The organism is Paenibacillus sp. MMO-58, from assembly GCF_037146255.1.
Lineage (GTDB): Bacteria > Bacillota > Bacilli > Paenibacillales > Paenibacillaceae > Pristimantibacillus.
On the sequence record NZ_JBBCVY010000003.1, the window covers coordinates 535,990 to 555,365 of the forward strand.

Here is a 19,376-nt window from a genome sequence, read left to right on the forward strand (position 1 = left end):
TTTAAAATGGAAATGATTAGATGGTCCAATATTTCTTCACGAACCGGACGAAAAAGTACGTTTGCTGAATTCTAACCTATTTCTTCCGGAGGAACCATTCATGTCTACCACAACTGAACAACTCAGAGAGCGCGCGCACGAGCTGGCGCTTCAGCAACAGCTCAAGTCCACGGCCGGCCGGTCAGGTTATATAAAAAGACAAGTCGAAACCGACATCGCTAGTATCCGAGCTTTCGTCGCTTTGCTGCAGGATGCGCCAGTGGGCTGCGGTCAGCAAGCCGAAGAATGGCTGCTAGACAATGCGGAGTTCATCGAGGAACAAGTGCTGAACCTGAAGATGCATTTGTCCGAGTCAGTGCTTATCCATCTGCCCCGACTGCGTGGAGAAGAACGATTGCGTATCCACGCGCTTTGTTTGGCATATCTGGAACAAGTGGAAGGCATCCTGGACGAGAGGACGCTGCTAGCTTTCCTTGGCGCTTATCAGGAAATATCCGTACTGACGCTGGCCGAGACCCGGTTGATTCCGATCATGCTCAAAGTTTCTCTTATCGGGAAGATCGCTGAAACCATGGCATTGGTCCGGGACAGGCGGGAAGTATGCAGTCAGGTTGAGCAGCTGTTAAAGCAGATAGAACCGGCCAGACTAAGCACCGAAACGATCGGTACGCTACTTGAGCAAGCAGGTCAGATCCCGCCGTTGTCCGGTCCATGGGCAGCGCATCTCATAAGCCATCTGCGGGAATGGTCGGGTGATTCGGCTGCCGTACGCGAATGGCTCGTTTGTACGTACGAGAACGGCTTGGACGACCTTGACCGAATCGTCACGTACGAAGCCAAGCTCCAAGTCGCCTATCAGGTAAAAGCAGGCAACCTCATTACGAGCCTGCGCAGCAACGAACGCAGGAACTGGGATGAACTGTTCGAGGCGATCAGTCTGCTCGATCGCACCATGCGCGAGGATGTGACGGGCCTTTACCCTCGCCTGGATACATCCAGCAGGAATGGAATCTTAAATCGGATCGAGGAAATGGCCAGACGCCTGCGAGTACCGGAAAGTCTCGTCGCTTCGCAATCGCTCGCGCTTGCAAAGCATGCCTATGAACACGGCTCCGCGAATCCGATACGAATAGAGAACAAAGCTACGGAACAAGAGCATCCGCAAGAAGCGCTAATGCGCCAAGCTTTTGCTGCCTATTACATATTTGAGCCGGCAGGCGTAAAAAGCCTGGTTCAAGCGTTGAATAAGTGCAGTAAGCCGCGGACAATGCCGCTCAAAGGCTTAGTTAGAAGCGCGCCCATGAACTATTTCTCTTCTCTGCTGGCACTGTTCATGCTGCTGCTGGTCGTCGTGGCGGCTTGGGTCGTCGATTGGAATACCATAACGACAACAGGCATTGCGGCGGTATTCCTAGCTCTTCTGTTCCCGGTAAGCGAGTGGGCTATGACTGGCCTAAACTTTGGGATTGAGCGAATCTGCCGGGCCAAACCGCTGTTGCGGTTCGATTATTCGAGCGGGATTGCGGCGGAAGCTGCGACTATGGTCGTCATACCGGCTATATGGTCTACGGTCCAAGAAGTGGACGAGCTTGCCGATCGGCTCGAGATCCATTATTTAGGCAATCGGGACCCGAATATTCATTACGCGTTGCTCGGCGATTTCGCTGACGCGAAAGAAGAAAGCCTTCCATCGGACGAGATTCTTGTCGCCGCGGTCAAAGCCCGTATCGACCGCTTGAACCGCATGTACGGGGACAGCGGCACAACCTTTCATTACTACCAACGAGCCAGACAGTGGAATCCCGGCGAAGGCACGTTTATGGGCTGGGAGCGAAAACGGGGAAAGCTGGTCGAGTTCGTGAAGTTGTTACGGGGCAGCGGAGATACCAGCTATGCGGTAACGCACGGCGACCGTAAGGTCCTGCCCAATATTTGCTACATCATTACTTTGGATGCCGACACCCAGCTTCCGATCGGAAGCGCGCAGCGGCTGATCGGTACGCTGCATTTCCCTTACAACCGGCCACGTTTAAACAAGGCGGGCACAAGGGTAGTAGAAGGGTACGGCGTCCTGCAGCCCCGTATCGGCACCAGCCACGATTCGGCCATGCGTTCTCGGCTGGCTCATTACTGGTCCGATCCTGGCATCGATCCTTATGCTTTTACAGTCTCCGATCCGTACCAAGACACGTTCGGTACCGGCATCTTTACGGGTAAAGGAATTTTCGACGTCAACGTATTCGCTCAATTGCTTGGCGAACGCATTCCGGACAATACCGTGCTTAGCCATGATTTGCTCGAAGGCGGATTTCTGCGGGCTGCGCTCGTGTCCGACATTGAGTTAATCGAAGAGCACCCGTCCACCTTTCTATCTTTCCAGAAACGGATGCATCGATGGGTTCGAGGAGACTGGCAGCTGCTGTGCTGGCTCCGAACCAAGCTTTGTGACCGGCGCGGAGAGCTGCAACCGATCGATCTGTCTCTGCTCACGCGGTGGCAGATTATCGACAACCTGCGTCGCAGCTTGCTGCCTATCGCGATGTTCGTGCTGCTCGGGCTGGCTGTGACCGTTTTGCCTGGCTATCCGGCACGCTGGCTTGCGTTCTTGTTCCTCACTCTGCTGCTGCCCTTAATCAGGCAGCTAGCCATCATGAGTTCGGCAGGTACGCATTCAAAGCACGTGTTGTCGACACTAGTAATGGCTGGCATCGGATTCTGGACGCTACCGTTTCAGACTGCCGTATTGCTGGATGCCATCGTCAAGACGCTATTTCGCATGGCCATCAGCAAGCGCGGGATGTTGGAATGGACCAGCTTCTCGCAAACGGAACGCAGCCAAGCTCATGCGCAGCGCCGCATGATTCTTGGCGGCAGGGGGGGCTTCTTGTTGATCTTGCTATTCGCGGCCGTGGTTGTCCTGCAGCCGAGCAGCTCTCTTCTGTGGTTCGGACTGGCCCTTTGCCTCTTCTGGGCGCTTGCTCCTGTTGCGGTACGCTGGCTTGATCAACCCGTTCTCAAGCCGGAGCTGCCGCTTGAAGCTGCTGACGCGGAGCAGCTGCGCACCTTGGCGAAGGAAATTTGGCAGTTCTACGAGGACTTTGCGGGGAAAGAGGATCACTTTCTTCCGCCGGACAACGTGCAGATCGAGCCTCCGAACGGCGTTGCGCACCGAACGTCGCCAACCAATATCGGGTTTCTGCTGACGGCAGCCCTAGCCGCAAGAGAGTTGGAATTCATCACAACGCCGATGCTCGTGGAACGGCTCGAGCGTACGGTCGGCGTGATCGAACGGATGGAGAAGTGGAAGGGGCATTTGTACAATTGGTACGACACCTCAACTTTGGAGTTGCTTCGTCCGGCTTATGTCTCGACGGTAGATTCCGGCAACTTCGTGGCCAGCCTGATGACGGTCAAGCAGGGGCTGATTCGCTGGCTTCAGACGGATGGATGGGGCAAAGGTTTCCGGCGGCGCGGGCAAACTCCATTAGCGTCAGTCGGCATGGAGTTTGCCATCGAATTGGATCGCATTCATCCGGAGGAAATCTACAACGACGCGCGACAAAAAGCCCAGCATTTCAAGCAAGATGAGCCGACGCTTGCAACGACCGGTTGGATCGGTCAGGGTTATGAGCTCGTAGAGCGCTTGGAACGGCTGATCGTCTCGACAGATTTCCGACAGCTCTACGATGACAAGGCGAAGCTGTTTGTGCTCGGCTACCATGCCGATTCGGGTCAAAGGGAAACGATTCTCTACGATTTGCTCGCATCGGAAGCAAGGCAAACAAGCTTCGTTGCCATTGCACTCGGTCAAATTTCGGTATCCCACTGGCTGGCGCTTGGCCGCACGGCCAAGCAGCAGGGCGGACACGCGACGTTGATCTCTTGGTCCGGCACGATGTTTGAATACATGATGCCTTGGTTGATCATGCGAACATATCCAGGCACTGTCTGGGACAGTACCTACCGTGGCGTCGTGCAGCGTCAAATCGCATACGCCAAAGGACGCAACGTGCCCTTTGGCATCTCGGAATCAGGCTACTATGCGTACGACTATCAGCTGAATTACCAATATCGCGCCTTTGGCGTGCCGGGGCTAGGATTCAAGCGAGGGCTTGAAGAAGATACGGTCATCGCGCCTTATGCCACGATCATGGCGCTTCCGTTCGCGCTGCGCGAAGGCCTTCAAAATTTGGAGCGTTTGGATCAGCTCGGAGGGCGAGGACAATACGGCTATTACGAGGCGGTCGATTTCACCGCTCAGCGAATGCCGCAGGGGGAAACCTACAAGATTATCCGCAGTTTCATGGCGCATCACCAAGGCATGAGCCTGCTTACGCTTGCCAACATGCTGGTGCCGTCGTGCATGATCAACTATTTTCATGCGGATAAACGCGTTCAGGCCGCCGAGCTGCTGCTGATCGAGCGGATTCCGCAGAAGGCGGCGCTTCTCAATCGGGAGCTGCCTGGCAGGTCGCGAAGCGGTGGCGAAACCAAGTTGCCGCTGAACGAACCGCTGCGAGAATTCGCGGAAGTGCCTGCGCTTTTGCCTGAGGCGAACGTACATGGTAACGGTTCATTAACGACAGTCCTGACGGAAACCGGCAGCGGCTTCATCCGGTATAACGGGCTGGATTTGACGCGATGGCGGGAAGATCCGGTGATGGATCCTTGGGGCAGCTTCATTTATGTTCGGGACGTGGAGAAGAATGTCTGCTGGTCCCCAACTTATTTGCCATGCCGCAAGCAGGCGTATCGCGCGAGCGTTCAGTTTCGCAAGGAGCGGACGACGTTCCTCCGTGAGGATGACGGGCTACAGACGAAGCTGGACGTGACAGTATCGACCGAGCATAATGCGGAACTGCGCCGGTTGACGTTGACCAACATGACGCAGGAGGCCCGAATTATCGAAATAACGACGTACATGGAATTAGCCATGGCCGCGCACAATGCGGACAAGGCTCATCCCTCCTTTACCAAGCTTTTCGTTCAAACGGAGTTTGCTTCAGAGGCGCAGTGCCTGCTAGCCCGCAAACGCCCGCGTAATGATGAAGAGTCGGCTTTATGGGCTTTTCACACGCTTCGAGTTGACGAGGATCAAGGAGCAGCTGAATTCGAGACTGACCGTGCAGCCTTTATCGGCAGAGGGCATACGCTTGCCAATCCGCGCGGACTGGCAGCCCGGCTAGGCGGCACCGTCGGTGCCGTTGCCGATCCGGCGTTTATCATGCGTAAGCGAGTGCATATTGAACCTGGCAAGCAGATCAGCCTGACAGCCGTAACCGGTGCGGCCGAGAGCAAAAAACAGGCGCTTGAAATGGTTTCGCAGCTGTCGTCCGCCTCGCAGGCAGAACGTACCTTCCAAATGGCATGGACGCGAAGCCAAATCGATCTGCAACATTTACGCATCGGCGAACAGGAGGCATCCTCTTACCAGTTGCTGGCCGGACGGGTCCTATTCGCATCGCCGCTTCGGCCAGAGCAGGAGGCAAGCATCTCCGCGAATAAGAAAGGGCAGCCGGGGCTATGGGCACATGGCGTCTCCGGCGACAGGCCGATCGTATTGGTGAGCGTGGCCGAAACGTCGAGCCTGCCGTTCATGAATAAACTCCTGGTCGGCTGCGAATATTTGCACCGGAAAGGGTTGAGCTTTGATCTCGTGATTTGGAACGAGTCCTCTGGCGGTTATCAGCAGGAGCTTCGCGATTTGCTGCAGCGGATGATCGAGCAGCACGTCCATAACCTTAACAATGGCGCCGGCGTTCATATCGTCGCGGCAACCGAGCAATCCCAAGAGGACAAGAATCTGTTGTTCTCCGCGGCGCGGCTGCTGCTTCATGCGGAAGGACCAAGTCTAAGAGCCCAGCTCCTGCCTCGCGAGTCAGGAAGCACCGAACAAATACCTGAACTGGTGCCCATTGCACCGCAGAACCTTTATTCCGACAAGCCTTCGCGGGACGAGGGCGCGGGTCTGTTCTTCAACGGATACGGAGGCTTCTCGCCTGATGGCGGCGAGTACCGGATCGTACTTCGCAACGGGCAGCATCTGCCTGCTCCTTGGATCAACGTAATTGCGAACGAGAATTTCGGCTTCCTGGCATCGGAGCTATACACCGGGCAAACCTGGTGGAGCAACAGCCGAGAATGCAAGCTAACGCCATGGTCCAACGATCCCGCCTTGGATCCGCCTGGCGAAGCTGTCTATATACGGGATGAATGGAGCGGTGAATATTGGGGGATGACGCCATCCCGAAAGGCGGAATCCAAGGCGGTGCATACCGTATCGCATGGACAAGGCTACTCGCGCTACGAGCACGAGAGTCATGGTCTATCGCATGAGATGACTGTGTTTGTAACTTTGAACGATCCCGTCAAGATCATCCGGCTGCGCTTGACTAATGAAACGAGCGACGTACGGAAGCTGTCCGTGACGTACTACGCCGAGTGGGTTATTGGCGTGAATCGCGAAGAGAACGCCTCCAATATCGTTACGGAATGGGATCCAGAACATCATATACTGCTTGCACGAAACACCTATCAGGACACGTTCCGTAAGGCAACGCCATTCCTTGCCATGCATCCGCGGACATTAGAGCCTAGCCAGTCCTGGACGGGAAGCCGGCTGTCATTCATCGGGCGGGAAGGCGACTTGGAGGATCCGGCCGCAATGCGCAAAATGCGTCTTTCGGGAGAGACGGGACCGCTCCATGATGCCTGTGGAGCAATTCAAGGCATCGTATCGCTCGAACCCGGCGAGGCTGGCGTCGTCTATATCCTGCTCGGCTGCGGCGATTCCCGTGATGCCGCGACCCAGCTGGCCCGAAAGTACAGTGAAGCGGACGCATGCGAAAAGGCTTATCAGGATGCGTGCGCCTTCTGGAAAGACATAAACGGCACGATCCAGGTTGCTACGCCTTCGGCCGAAATGGATATTATGCTGAACAACTGGCTGCTCTATCAGTCGTTGTCCTGTCGGATGTGGGCACGCACGGCATTCTATCAGGCGGGAGGTGCCTTCGGTTTCCGGGATCAGCTTCAAGATTCGTTGTCCATGCTGCATGCCCGGCCGGAAATGACGAGGGCGCAGATCATTCGCCATGCCTCGCACCAGTACCGCGAAGGGGACGTACAGCATTGGTGGCACGAAGAGACGCACCGCGGTATACGCACGAGATTTTCGGATGATCTGCTTTGGCTGCCATATGCTGTTGTCCGTTATTTGGAGCAAACGGAGGATGAGAGCCTATTAACGGAAATGGCTCCTTTCCTGCAGAGTGAGCTTCTAAAGGAAGACGAGCACGAGCGCTACGAAGAGACGATTCTGTCGGAGGAGAACGGGACGATACTCGAACACTGCTTCCGCGCGCTTGATCGGGCGCTTCGCTTCGGCGAACACGGATTGCCGCTCATGGGAATCGGTGATTGGAACGACGGAATGAGCAATATCGGACCGCAAGGGCGCGGCGAGAGCGTATGGCTTGGCTGGTTCCTGGGCGAAGTCCTGAGCGGCATTGCCGGAATCTGCGAGCGGTATGGAAAGCAGAGTCACGCGGAACGTTACCTGAGCGCGCGAAGCAAGCTGGAGAAAGACATGCAGGAAGCAGCCTGGGACGGAAATTGGTACCGCCGTGCGTTCACCGACGCCGGCGAGTGGCTCGGATCCGTCCGCAATGCGGAATGCCGCATTGACGCTATTGCCCAATCCTGGTCGGTCATATCCGGGATGGCGCCGAAGGAACGCGCGCAGCAGGCGATGCACTCCTTCGACAGGGAGCTGGTCGATAGACATCTTGCCGTCGCGCATATTTTGACGCCTCCATTTGACAAGACAAAGCCTAGCCCGGGCTATATCCAAGCCTATCCGCCAGGCATTCGAGAGAATGGAGGACAATATACGCATGGTGTCATCTGGAGCATTGTAGCGTGGAGCATACTCGGGGATGGGGACAAGGCTTTCGAGTTATTCCATATGTTCAACCCGATCACGCACACAAAGTCCTCGTTTGACGCCCGCACTTATGTCGGGGAGCCTTATGCCATGGCGGCTGACGTCTATACGGAACATCCGCATCGCGGACATGCGGGTTGGACGTGGTACACCGGCGCTGCTGGCTGGATGTACCAAGCGGGAGTCGAGTGGATATTAGGGCTAAAGAAAAGGGGACAAAAGCTTCTGATCCAACCTTGCATCCCCGCGGAATGGCCGGAATTTACCGTTACGTATACGTACAAGCGCACGGCCTATCGAATCATCGTCCGCAATCCGTCGCGCAAATCCGGCGGCTGCACGGCATTAAGGATCGATGGTAAAGGGACCGAGCTCAGCATGAATCTTATGGGCGAAAGTCCGTTTATCACGCTGGAGGACGACCAATTGGAGCATGTGGTCGAACTTACTTTATAGCTCGTTTGCAGGGATCGTGTATATACCTGCATTCACAACATGTACCGAAAAGGCCGCATACTTGCGGCCTTTTCGACCTTGATCGTGCCGTTCAAGGTTTTTTTAGAGAAAATTTTATGGGGAATAACAACCTTAAGCCTTAGTAGAGAGAATGTTATCAAGTTCTTGTCATCCGACGTTTGAATACTGTGGGGCTGTCGGACGACAACTTCTGTAATTGCCTGTACAATCACGGTATCCCCGACATAGCTCCCTCGAAATGATGAGCATGTATAGAAGTTCTTGTCGTCCGACAGATCAAGAAGGCTGTCGGGTGGCAAGAACATGGTATCATTGAGAGTCGCATAAACTGCGGCTTTTTTGTTTTATGTTATCAAGTTCTTGTCAATATGAACGGTTGGACCGCAAATTCGACTTTCAACTTCTGGTTGCCTACTTAGAAACAACTGGCAGCTCTGAACGAGCTTTTTGAGCATACGGAGCACGCTGTAGAAGAGTCTTAATGTCCTTCGTCTCAAATAGCCTGATCCGATAAATAATTATTAGGAAAACATTCAAGACAATATTCCTGCTGCGGCCATCGATCGATAGACATGAATTCGAACACCTGCTCGTACACTGTAATAAAGAGCTTGTTCGATGACAACTTACCACGGAGGTGTAAATGATGAAAATTAAGTCCGGCGGATATGAAGCAGTGTATCACGGCCGCGTACTGGCCTATGGAATGAATCCGATCGAAATTGTATTGTCGGAAGAGAGTGATCCGCTGACATTCGTGTTTTGTATTGAACACGAATCGGAACGAGACGACTTCATGACGAATATTCAGCTGGTTCGTTACAATGAAGTCCGCATCGCTTGCGTTAATTTTCCGAGAGGCAAGCCAATCGGTAATCAAGATATGATTCAGCTCGGCGTGTTGAACAACCGCAAACTATCGTTGCGTTATGAAGTGACTATAAATTACGATGCGACGTCCTGGGCGTTGGCCTTTACTTTCTTTGCGGGAGAGGGGGTCGTGCCGGTATGAACAAAATCGAAATTCAGGATCCGAAGGTAGCAAGTAAGATCATCGCTGCGAACGCGGAGAACGATAAGCGCAAAGCGGAGCTCGGCTTTCTTGGTAAATTCTTTGGTTCAGGTGAGAACGTGCGCCTGTATATCGTCGGTACGATCACGCTCGGTGTGCTTATCATCGCGCTGGTCTATACGCTGATCCCCGACCAATATCGTTCGCCCGACTTCGGTTTAAAGGAAATGTGGACGCTCGTGGTACTTCCTGTTGAATCGACAATTATCGGTTACTTGATCGGATCGAGGTCAAAAGAAGAAGGAGGCTAGTCGAGCATATTTGCGAGGGACTCTTAATGATAAAGCTGTTCAATCACGATGGGTTTACTCAAGAATTTAGTAATTCAGATGAACAGAACATAGTAACATTGTAAGCCGCAAAAATTGCGGTTTTTTTGTAGTTATATATTGGAACAATACTGGATATTCTTTTTGGAAGTCGCTTGGATTTAAAGAGAGAAGTGTTTATATGAGGCATCAAGAGCAAACAAATCCGTAGCGGAAATTATTCGTTATCGGAAACTATATTTCAATGAAAAGAGTTGCAGGATCGAAGGATTCACTGCGCTGGCGTATAACTTCCCTTATATCGCGGCCGGAACGATTATATCGATTCTGCCGATTGTAATAATCTTCTTGCTTCTCCAAAAGCAATCATTAACGGCATGGTCGGCGCGGTGAAGGGTTAGCGCACACAAAGAAACTGCCTGTTGTCATTAGAATAGTGACGATAGGCAGTTCTTGTATTTAAACGACTAGTCCAGCTTGATCCCAAAGTGCTGGTGTAACGCTTCCTTGTATGCTTCGTCCGATTGGGGCGTGAACACGTTGACCCCATCTTGGGCAAACTGGCGGAATTCCTTTCCGGCCACCGTGTTCCGGCCCTCCCGGGTGCGGATGGCAACCATCTCTGCCTTCGTAAAGATCGAGTCCGGCGCATGCTCGCACCAATAACTGGCCATGATGTAATCCTTCGGCAGCTGCGGCTCCTCCGTGAAAGAATAGAGCCGGCACCATTCTCCATGCTTCAGTTCGCACAGCATCCAGCCGTAGTAAGGGTCCTTGTCCAATCGGTAAGTTTCATCGCCCTGCCGGTGCGGAAGCCCCTCGACCATGGCAACTGGCCGACGGGGAACGATGCCGCCGACGCCAACGTCACATAAATAGGTTTGGTCCCCAGCTTCAACCTTGAGCACTTGATGGCGGCGTTTTGGAGGAGGGGACGGCTCGTCGCGCCAAAAGCGGGCGAACAGATCGGTTACAGGGTATCCCAGCTCGCGCAGCAGCCATCCGAACAGAGCGTTCAACTCGAAGCAATAACCTCCGCGCCGCCTGACGACAATTTTATCGAATAGGTGATCGATCTCAAGCGAGATCGGCATGCCGCGAACAATGTCCAAATTCTCATAAGGCACAGCGTGAAGATGACAGTCCTGCAGATCTGCGAGCGCTTGAGCGCTTCTGTCCAGCGGTCCGTCATAGCCGATTCGATCTAAATAGAGCTGAACCTTGCTTTGCACGTCCATATTTCCGTTCTCCTCACTTAAGACTAGTTTTTAGATCTAGTTTAACTCAAGCTTGTGAGGGGTGACAGTGAAATGAATGAAAGTTCTCTTGAATTTTTTAAATATCATGCGGAGAGACTGCAGATTAATATTTAAAAAAATCGTATAGTCAGCTTTGCGCTAACTGGGAACATTTACTTAAAGTTGACCCGATGGTAACCGGCCACAAAGATACTAACCAAAAGATTCATGGAAATAAGGTGATGTTGGTGGACTTTGCGAGACAGGAAAGAGGCATTGATTTTTCTGATTTTATCCGACAAAAGATACCATGGTTGAATAAGTAGGGAGGATGAACTGAATAGCTCTCGGGATCCAAGTCCCACGGGTTGTCGGGTGACAAGAACATTATCTCATTAAAGGCCGCGTAAATCGCGGCTTTTTGTATTTATGGGATCAAGTTCTTGTCAAAATCAAATGACAAGAACTTGATCCCATTACCGAAATTGACAAGAACTTGATCTCATTCCCGCGAAAAGCTTGGAGATCTCATAAATGAAGCACCAAGCCAGAAATGACCGATCGCTGAACGGGCAGTTTAATGGGAAAAATGAATGTTTTTCTATAACCCGGTAATATTAACCCAAAGAACATGGATAGATAGAACGGAATGTTCAAGGGAGAACTACTTAATGAAGAGATTTTCAACGTTAATATTATTACTGCTGATTCTTACTTCTACGTTCATTCAATCAAGCCTCGTATCCGCAAAACCCGAGCAGACTAAGGAAGAAACTAATCTGAAGAAGCGGATAATGAGCTTGGAACCCGAGACGCCAGTTGATATATATAATGCATCAATAAACCCGCGTCCGTATCCTTCTAAACTGATACTACCCCAAAAGGTTATTCGTACCGGTCAAAAGTTACCGTATATGGTTTTATTAAAAAAATCAGACTGGATGCGTCCAGTGTATAAGTCGTATTGGCATAGCACCGTCAGTGGAGGGCGTTGGTCTTATGTCCCACGCGTTTGAAATTTGCTCTTCATCGGCTATTTACTACTCCTACAGCAGCTCTGTCTAACCTTTATGATTTTCTACATGACACCGGTTTGGCTGATGAGCCTTTCGAGATATCTGAAGCAGAGGGACTCAGTCAAAAGGAGCGCATAAACCAAGTTTTGATTGTCGTAATGCAGGCAAGAGTTGAATCAATGAAGACGACCGGTAATCAAGTGGTTATTGTAGCAAGACCTCAAAGGAATGGACTACAGATATTCACGGTAAGCTTGTTAGACCTGAAGCTTCTGGCTCCGAAGGAATCCGTTCTGTTTCAACTTGTTACACCTGATGGTGATGAGATTGATAACTCCATTTATTAACCGGGGTTTTGTCTGTGATATGAGATAGCTATTCGTTCGGCGGTGAGCATAAAGTCAGGTGGTCAGAGATGAACTGCACCTGCAAGTGCGGAACTCGTAACTAATGGAGCCAATAAACGTCTAAAAGGTATACAAAAGAGGGGGTGTGTTATTTGAAAATGCAATATCGAAAGATGATCTTGGTATCAATGGTGACTTGCTTGACTGTTTTGATAGGGTGTACCAATAAAGACAACCAGTTAGATGATGCTGTTGTTAACGACCAAACTTCAAAAAAAACAGTCGAAGTGGTGTTATAAAGAAGACAAAAAAGAAAGTCACAATCAAAACATTACATTGATTAATTCAGTACATAGAGAAAAGAACCCACCCAAGAAAATGATTTTGGGTGAAGAGGTAACACATGTTATGTCTAAATTTCAAAAAGAGCAAGCCGTTACCTTCAGCGTAACTAAGATTGATAATATTGGTGACAAAAGCTTCAATACACAGATGAAAGAGGTCTTCCTTAAATCTCACCAGTAGCTGTTTGTGGACAAGAACATATATCGTATGCGGATTGGTGGTTTCCGAGGAAGATATTCGAAGCTTACAGAAAGAGAATGACGCATCGATACAATCATTAATTGGTTTAGAGTAGATTAAGGAAAAATCGACTATTAAACATAGTGGGACATCTGTCGTTCATACGCTTTCTTAAGGTATTAATCGTGAGGAGGTCTCCACTCATATGCCCGTAAAAGTAAAGCTTCAAAAATTTGTCGATATGCTGCCGATTCCCAAAACCATTTCCCCGATAAAACGAGATAAGAAAGGCTCGTATTATGAAGTGACCATGAGGGAATTTACCCAAAAACTACATCGTGATCTTGGGCCAACACGTTTATGGGGTTACAACGGAATGTACCCGGGCCCTACTTTCGACGTAATGAAGGATGAAACGACATACGTGAAATGGTTGAATGATCTGCCCAAAAAGCATTTTCTCCCCATCGATACAACCATTAATGGTGCAGAAAAAACACTTCCACAGGTTCGGACAGTGGTTCATTTACACGGCGGAAAACAGCATGACCATAGTGATGGGTACCCTGATGCTTGGTTTACGAGAAATTTTGAGCAAACAGGACCTAAATTTCAAAGAAAAGTATGTGAGTATCCCAACCTTGAAGCTACTACATTATTTTATCATGACCACACAATGGGTATTACGAGATTGAACAATTATGCGGGACTTGGAGGTTTTTTTATCATTCGTGATGAGCATGAACAATCCTTGAATCTACCGGCGGGAAAATATGAAATCCCTCTTATGATTCAGGATCGCTCGTTTAACCCGGATGGTTCGCTCTATTACCCCGCTACTCCCGATAAAAACAATCATCGTCTTCCTTATCCTTCAATTGTCACACCTTTCGACGCAGATTACATTTTGGTAAACGGCAAAGTATCCCCCTATCTTGAAGTGGAACCGCGAAAATACCGATTTCGGATGTTAAATTACTGTAATAGTCGAGCTATTACATTCAAATTGGACTCTGGACAGCCATTTTATCAAATTGGAACAGATCGCGGCTTACTGGAGAAACCAGTGAAAATGAATGAGATCCTCCTTCTAACGACCGAACGTGCGGATGTGATCGTTGATTTTTCTCGATCCTTTGGTAAAACGATCATTCTTAAAAATGTCTTCAAGGGTGCCTCCCCAGAAACAACCGATGTCATGCAGTTTAAAGTAACCACTCCGTTAAAAGGCAAAGATGCCAGCTCCCTTCCCGATCAATTAACGAAAATTGAATTCCTTTCTAGAGAGATGGCCAAAAGGACAAGAGATCTCACTCTCGTTAGGGTAGAGGATCAATATGGAAGATCGCTGAATTTACTTGACAGTAAAATGTGGAATGATCCTATATCCGAGAAAATGGAATTAGGAACTGTTGAGATCTGGCGGTTAATCAATCTGTCAGCTGATAATCACCCCATTCATCTACATGTCGTTGACATGCAAATTCTTGAGCGCCAACCTTTTGACGTGGCTCACTTCCAAGCCACAGGAAAACTTAAATTTACAGGACATGCGGTGCCTCCTGAACCTAACGAAAGGGGATTTAAAGATACGATTCGTGCTCCAGCTGGTACCGTTACTTCTTTTATTGCGAGTTTCGATCCTTTCACCGGACTTTTTGTATGGCATTGTCACATGCTCGAACATGAAGATTACGAGATGATGCGACCTTTTGAAATCCTGAAGAAAAAAAAGAGACTTAAAAATATAATAATGAAAATGATTAACGGGAAACGATAGCACCATGACACATGAATGAACATATCGATGCGCATGAAACCAAACGATATGTGGAGCAATTCGGAGCACGCTTTAATACAACCTCAAGAGTCGCCTACGAAGGAGACAAGGATGTCATAGATTACTCCGCAACGAAAGGAGCAATCGTAAGCTTTACTCGCAGTATGGCGCTGTCTTCGGCTGATAAATGGATTCGGGTCAATGCGGTCGCTCCGGGACCTTCATGGACACCGCTTAATGTGAGCACATACTCTAAGGAGCATGTAGCTACGCTAGGCACCAACAGCCCGATTGGACGTGCGGCGCAGCCATTCGAGATTGCGTCAGCCTTTGTATACCTTGCAGCGGATGAATCCATGTACGTCACAGGTCAAGTAGTTCATGCTAATGGAGGTTTGATCCGCTACTCTTGAAGTCAGTACCATCGGGTGTTTTTTGCTAGACGTAGGAAGAACATGCATATGAAACACCACCTCTTGCAAGCAGACAAGAGTTATTGGTCGTATTGGAAATTGGTCTCTGATTTACTGTTATGAAAGGTCAGGAGCTCTGGCTAATCGAATTTGTCGGTTTACAGAAGTATGGGGACAAATTTCCAAATCTATACGATATTCATAACGTAAAATAGGCACTTAACCAGTGACGAATATGAAACGTATAGAACATGAGGTGCACAACGTTGAAAGACAATATACCGAAAAAAGGTATACCACAACCGATTAGAAATGACGGCGCCGGTTGGTGGGATTTAGGACCGCGTGACATTATGCGAGACATGGAGAACCCTGACATGCTCGTTTCGCCTGTCACCGATGCAGGAATGCTGCCTAATCTGAAGTTCTCTTTCTCCGATTCGCATATGCAGTTAAATCAAGGCGGTTGGTCTCGGGAAGTGACGGTTAGAGAACTCCCGATCGCGACCACGCTTGCCGGAGTGAATATGGCACTGACTCCAGGTGGTGTGCGAGAGCTGCATTGGCACCAGCAAGCGGAGTGGGCGATCATGCTTGTGGGGCGAGCGAGAGTTACTTCAGTTGATCAGAATGGAAGGAACTTCATTGCTGATATCGGTGTAGGTGATCTTTGGTACTTCCCGCCCGGAATTCCGCATTCCCTTCAAGGACTGGAGGAGGGCTGTGAATTTTTGCTCGTCTTCCCTGACGGCAACTTCTCTGATCTCAATACTTTAGCCATCTCCGATTGGTTTGCACATACGCCAAAGGAAGTTTTATCGGCGAATTTTGGAGTTCCAACAAGCGCATTTTCCCAGATCCCTAAGCATCAAGTGTACATCTTTCAGTCAGAAGTTCCCGGTCCGATTGAAAGTCAACAGGTACCGGATCCGCAAGGAACGGTTCCCTTAGCTTTTTCGCATCGACTGCTTGCACAAAAGCCTATTGTAACTCCTGGCGGAAGTACGGTGCGTATTGTTGATTCCACAAATTTTCCAATTTCAACACAAATTTCCGCATCGTTACTGGAAATCAAACCTGGCGCCATGAGAGAGATGCACTGGCATCCAAACAATGACGAATGGCAGTACTATATCTCAGGTACGGCAAGAATGACGGTTCTGGCACCTAATGGAACGGCTCGTACGTTCGATTACCGCGCAGGGGATGTCGGGTATGTGCCGCGTGCCTACGGGCACTATATTCAAAACACAGGCACAGAAACCGTATGGGCCTTGGAAATGTTTAAGAGTGACCGTTTTGAGGATGTTTCACTGAATCAGTGGATGGCGCTCACACCTCACCAAATCGTTGAACAGAACTTACATGTAGGACCTGAATTAATGAACGCATTGAAAAAAGAGAAACAATTCATTGTAAAACATCCGGGAGTTACTTTTAACCCACAAACGAGAGAAACTCCCTCACGTCCTTAAGTTATACGATCCCTTTATCAGAAAAACGCGCAGATGGCAAGATGGTAGCTGGTCAGCACGACCAGCTGCCTTTCCTAGAACTATGTGGGCGGCTCGTCTTTTTCCAGCGATCACTGGATATACTTGTATTAACTTTTTATACATAGGAGGCAAGCTCATGGAAGACGAAAACAAAGTGACGATTAAAGTGAACGACAATGGATCTCTTCGGGTAACAGGCAAAGTCGAGCTAGTGGATGCAGAAGGCAACCCATTCGAGCACAAAGACTCGTTCTCGCTATGCCGGTGCGGAGGGTCGGGCAACAAACCGTTCTGCGACGGCACGCACAAGCCAATCATCTTCGAAAGCGCACCGAGAGCGAAGAAGGACTAACGGAAATGATCGCACGTTGACCTGTGGCTTCCGGCATGTATTGTTCTGTCGGGTGATAAGAACATTATCTCATTATTGGCCGCGAAAATCGCGGCTTTTTGTTTTAATGGGATCAAGTTCTTGTCAAAACCAAATGACAAGAACTTGATCTCATTCCCACGAAAATCTTGGAGATCGCATAAATGAAGCACCAAGCAAGAAATGACAGACTGCACTTCGTTGAACTCCCTCGGTACGATTTAATTTTTTCACGAATGACGTAAGCAGGATAGCCTCAGTAGATCCGTACTCTACTAATCTCAAAAATTGTATTAATCCATTAGTAGCTTAGCCTTGTCGTTTGCTAACAAACTCCCATATTTTAAATGAGATTCGAAAGCATTGTTGGGAGGGAAAGATATATGGGTTTTGGTGGTTTTGGTGGAGGTTTTGGTGGAGGTTTTGGTGGAGGTTTTGGTGGAGGTTTTGGTGGAGGTTTTGGTGGATTCGATGGGGTTCCAAGCATTCTGTTCCGTCTCTCTCCTGGGGTACGTGTAGACGTTGTATTTGACCACACTGGTCCACGAGGAATCCAAGCAACATTCCTTGGATTCGAAAGGAACTCTGCACTGTTCTTGGTCGATAATGAAGTCTTGTACATTAATCCTCGTAGTATTCTAGCAATCTCGATTCATTCACAACAAAGAAGCAACGACTGTGGCTGCTCAAACCCAATGATGGGGCAAAACCCCCGTGTAATGGGCCGCCAACGTACAGCAAGAAAAGGCTGAATGCTCGTTCCTCCGAGACCTAATTCAAGCTCTATAAAGCACTCAAACAATGGATGCGAAGGATGAAGAAAGAGACCAAATCGGGTCTCTTTTTTTGTCAGGGAGTCATTTCTTCCTTCTTAAATAGCCCATGGCACCAGGAAGTGCAACAGCGAGAGCAATTAAAACGCCAGTATTCATAAGCATTCTCACTCCTATAAGTTAATGTCATCGATCTCGACGACCGAAACGTACATGATCCGGGAATTGGAATTGGGGCATCGTTAAGAAAGAAAGATTGGGGATAGAGGTGAACGGTCAAAAATACGCGAAAAAAAACGAAGAATGTCGGACGACAAGAACATCTATACATTTGAAGTCGCATGTACTGCGGTTTTTCTATTTTATGTATAGAAGTTCTTGTCGTTTGCTCAAGACAAGAACTTCTATACAAAGCCGTATTAGGACAAGAACCTCTATACAATCCCGTAGGACCATAAGCGCAGGAGTTATTAAGCTAACGGGCAGGTTAGTTCCAATGACTACTGTTGGACAATGAAATCCCAGTATAGTATAAATATACTATATAATGAATAAATATTCGATTGGGTGATTGAATGAACCTACTAGACATTAATGGATTGTCGTACGGTGACATCTTTAACATCTTCCGCTTAACAGATGAAATAAAAACGGGCATGCATAAGAATTTCTTGATAGGAAAAACATTTATCTTATTCTTCCCTGAATCAAGCCTAAGGACAAGAATCTCTTTTGAGAGAGGAATAAAGGATCTGGGAGGGGAATGCATAATATTCCCGCCAGAGGCCTTAGACAAAAAGGAACAATTGAAAGATGTGATTAAATACATCGAAAATTGGGCTCACGGGGTGATTGTAAGGCATTCTGATTTTTTAAAAATAACTGAATTAGCTCGCTACTCCAATATTCCTGTAATTAATGCAATGACGACTGTTAATCATCCATGTGAGATCTTATCTGACTTATACGCTATACATAAAAGAAGGGAACAATTTCAGAATCTCACTTATACTTTTGTCGGACCTGGTGGAAACATTTGCAGGTCATGGTTGACCGCAGCAGAAGTGATGGACTTAAAGTTTAATCACGTTTGTTTGAAGGGCCACGAGATGAGATGCGATTCAAAAAATTATAAGTTTTATACTGATCTTAACGAAGTCATTATGTTTAGCGATGTCGTTTTAACGGATTCATTACCTGATGAACTTCGAAATGAACAGTATATAGCAAAGTACCAGATCACTCTCGAGAGAATGAAACTGGCTCCAGATGGAGCGATGTTGAATCCGTGTCCGCCTTTTTTTCGGGCGGAGGAAGTAAGTGAGGAAGCCATATCCTCAGAATACTTCGTTGGTTATACATTCAAAGAGGATTTACTTTTCGTACAACAAGCGGTTATTATGCAATGCTTAGTAACCTAACGGGGAACGTTAGTTCAGAACCTATTCAGAGCAGCTCGCCACCACGGCAGCCTGCTCTTTTTGTCATTAAGCTGTTGCAGGATGGCTCAATGATGTGACGAATTAATTGAATAACAAGACTAGGGGGGCTAGAAATGGATAAGGAGACAGTCTGGCAAAGTATCTGGCAGAAAGTCGAAAATGATGGACAATCCAGTTTAAACAAATATGAAAGAATATGGTTAAACGTTGATG

The 19,376-nt window shown here is 48.9% G+C and carries 9 protein-coding genes and 1 pseudogene; 9 read left to right on the top strand and 1 reads right to left on the bottom strand.

The genetic code is table 11. The features are described 5' to 3' along the window. Positions 1-100 precede the first annotated feature (100 nt). From WFJ73_RS13580 to WFJ73_RS13590, 3 genes are all read left to right on the top strand, one after another. Positions 101-8,401 carry a GH36-type glycosyl hydrolase domain-containing protein gene (locus tag WFJ73_RS13580; RefSeq protein ID WP_336773566.1) on the top strand — a complete coding sequence of 2,767 codons (8,301 nt, stop codon included), beginning with the start codon at positions 101-103 and terminating at the stop codon, positions 8,399-8,401. A 664-nt stretch (positions 8,402-9,065) separates the two neighbouring features. Next, complete coding sequence (locus WFJ73_RS13585; RefSeq protein WP_127495108.1) at positions 9,066-9,434, top strand: DUF6864 domain-containing function; 369 nt, start codon at positions 9,066-9,068, stop codon at positions 9,432-9,434. Beyond that, entirely contained in the window at positions 9,431-9,745 is a 315-nt protein-coding gene (locus WFJ73_RS13590; protein ID WP_201005905.1) for a hypothetical protein, read from the top strand. The genes WFJ73_RS13585 and WFJ73_RS13590 overlap by 4 nt, the downstream gene beginning before the upstream one ends. Positions 9,746-10,230: 485 nt before the next feature. On the opposite strand, the gene WFJ73_RS13595 is transcribed toward WFJ73_RS13590, so the two are convergent. Further along, positions 10,231-11,001 (bottom strand): arylamine N-acetyltransferase family protein, encoded by a 771-nt coding sequence (locus WFJ73_RS13595; protein WP_336773567.1) that lies wholly within the window; start codon positions 10,999-11,001, stop codon positions 10,231-10,233. 2,093 nt (positions 11,002-13,094) lie between these two features. Here WFJ73_RS13595 and WFJ73_RS13600 point away from each other — a divergent pair. The 6 genes and pseudogenes from WFJ73_RS13600 (at position 13,095) to WFJ73_RS13625 (ending at position 19,142) form a co-directional block, all read left to right on the top strand. Beyond that, positions 13,095-14,669 (top strand): multicopper oxidase family protein, encoded by a 1,575-nt coding sequence (locus tag WFJ73_RS13600; RefSeq protein ID WP_336773568.1) that lies wholly within the window; start codon positions 13,095-13,097, stop codon positions 14,667-14,669. A 32-nt stretch (positions 14,670-14,701) separates the two neighbouring features. Beyond that, positions 14,702-15,082, top strand: a pseudogene (locus tag WFJ73_RS13605) (SDR family oxidoreductase); the annotation flags it as partial. Positions 15,083-15,348: 266 nt separating this feature from the next. Then, a complete protein-coding gene (locus WFJ73_RS13610) occupies positions 15,349-16,557 on the top strand; it encodes an oxalate decarboxylase family bicupin (RefSeq protein ID WP_336773570.1) in 1,209 nt (402 codons plus the stop codon). Positions 16,558-16,714: 157 nt separating this feature from the next. Beyond that, entirely contained in the window at positions 16,715-16,930 is a 216-nt protein-coding gene (locus tag WFJ73_RS13615) for a CDGSH iron-sulfur domain-containing protein (RefSeq protein ID WP_336773571.1), read from the top strand. Positions 16,931-17,331: 401 nt separating this feature from the next. Then, on the top strand, positions 17,332-17,700 hold the full coding sequence (locus WFJ73_RS13620) for a hypothetical protein (protein WP_336773572.1): 369 nt from the start codon (positions 17,332-17,334) through the stop codon (positions 17,698-17,700). 596 nt (positions 17,701-18,296) lie between these two features. Continuing rightward, positions 18,297-19,142, top strand: coding sequence for an ornithine carbamoyltransferase (locus tag WFJ73_RS13625; protein ID WP_336773573.1), 846 nt, complete (start codon positions 18,297-18,299; stop codon positions 19,140-19,142). The last annotated feature ends 234 nt before the right edge of the window (positions 19,143-19,376 follow it).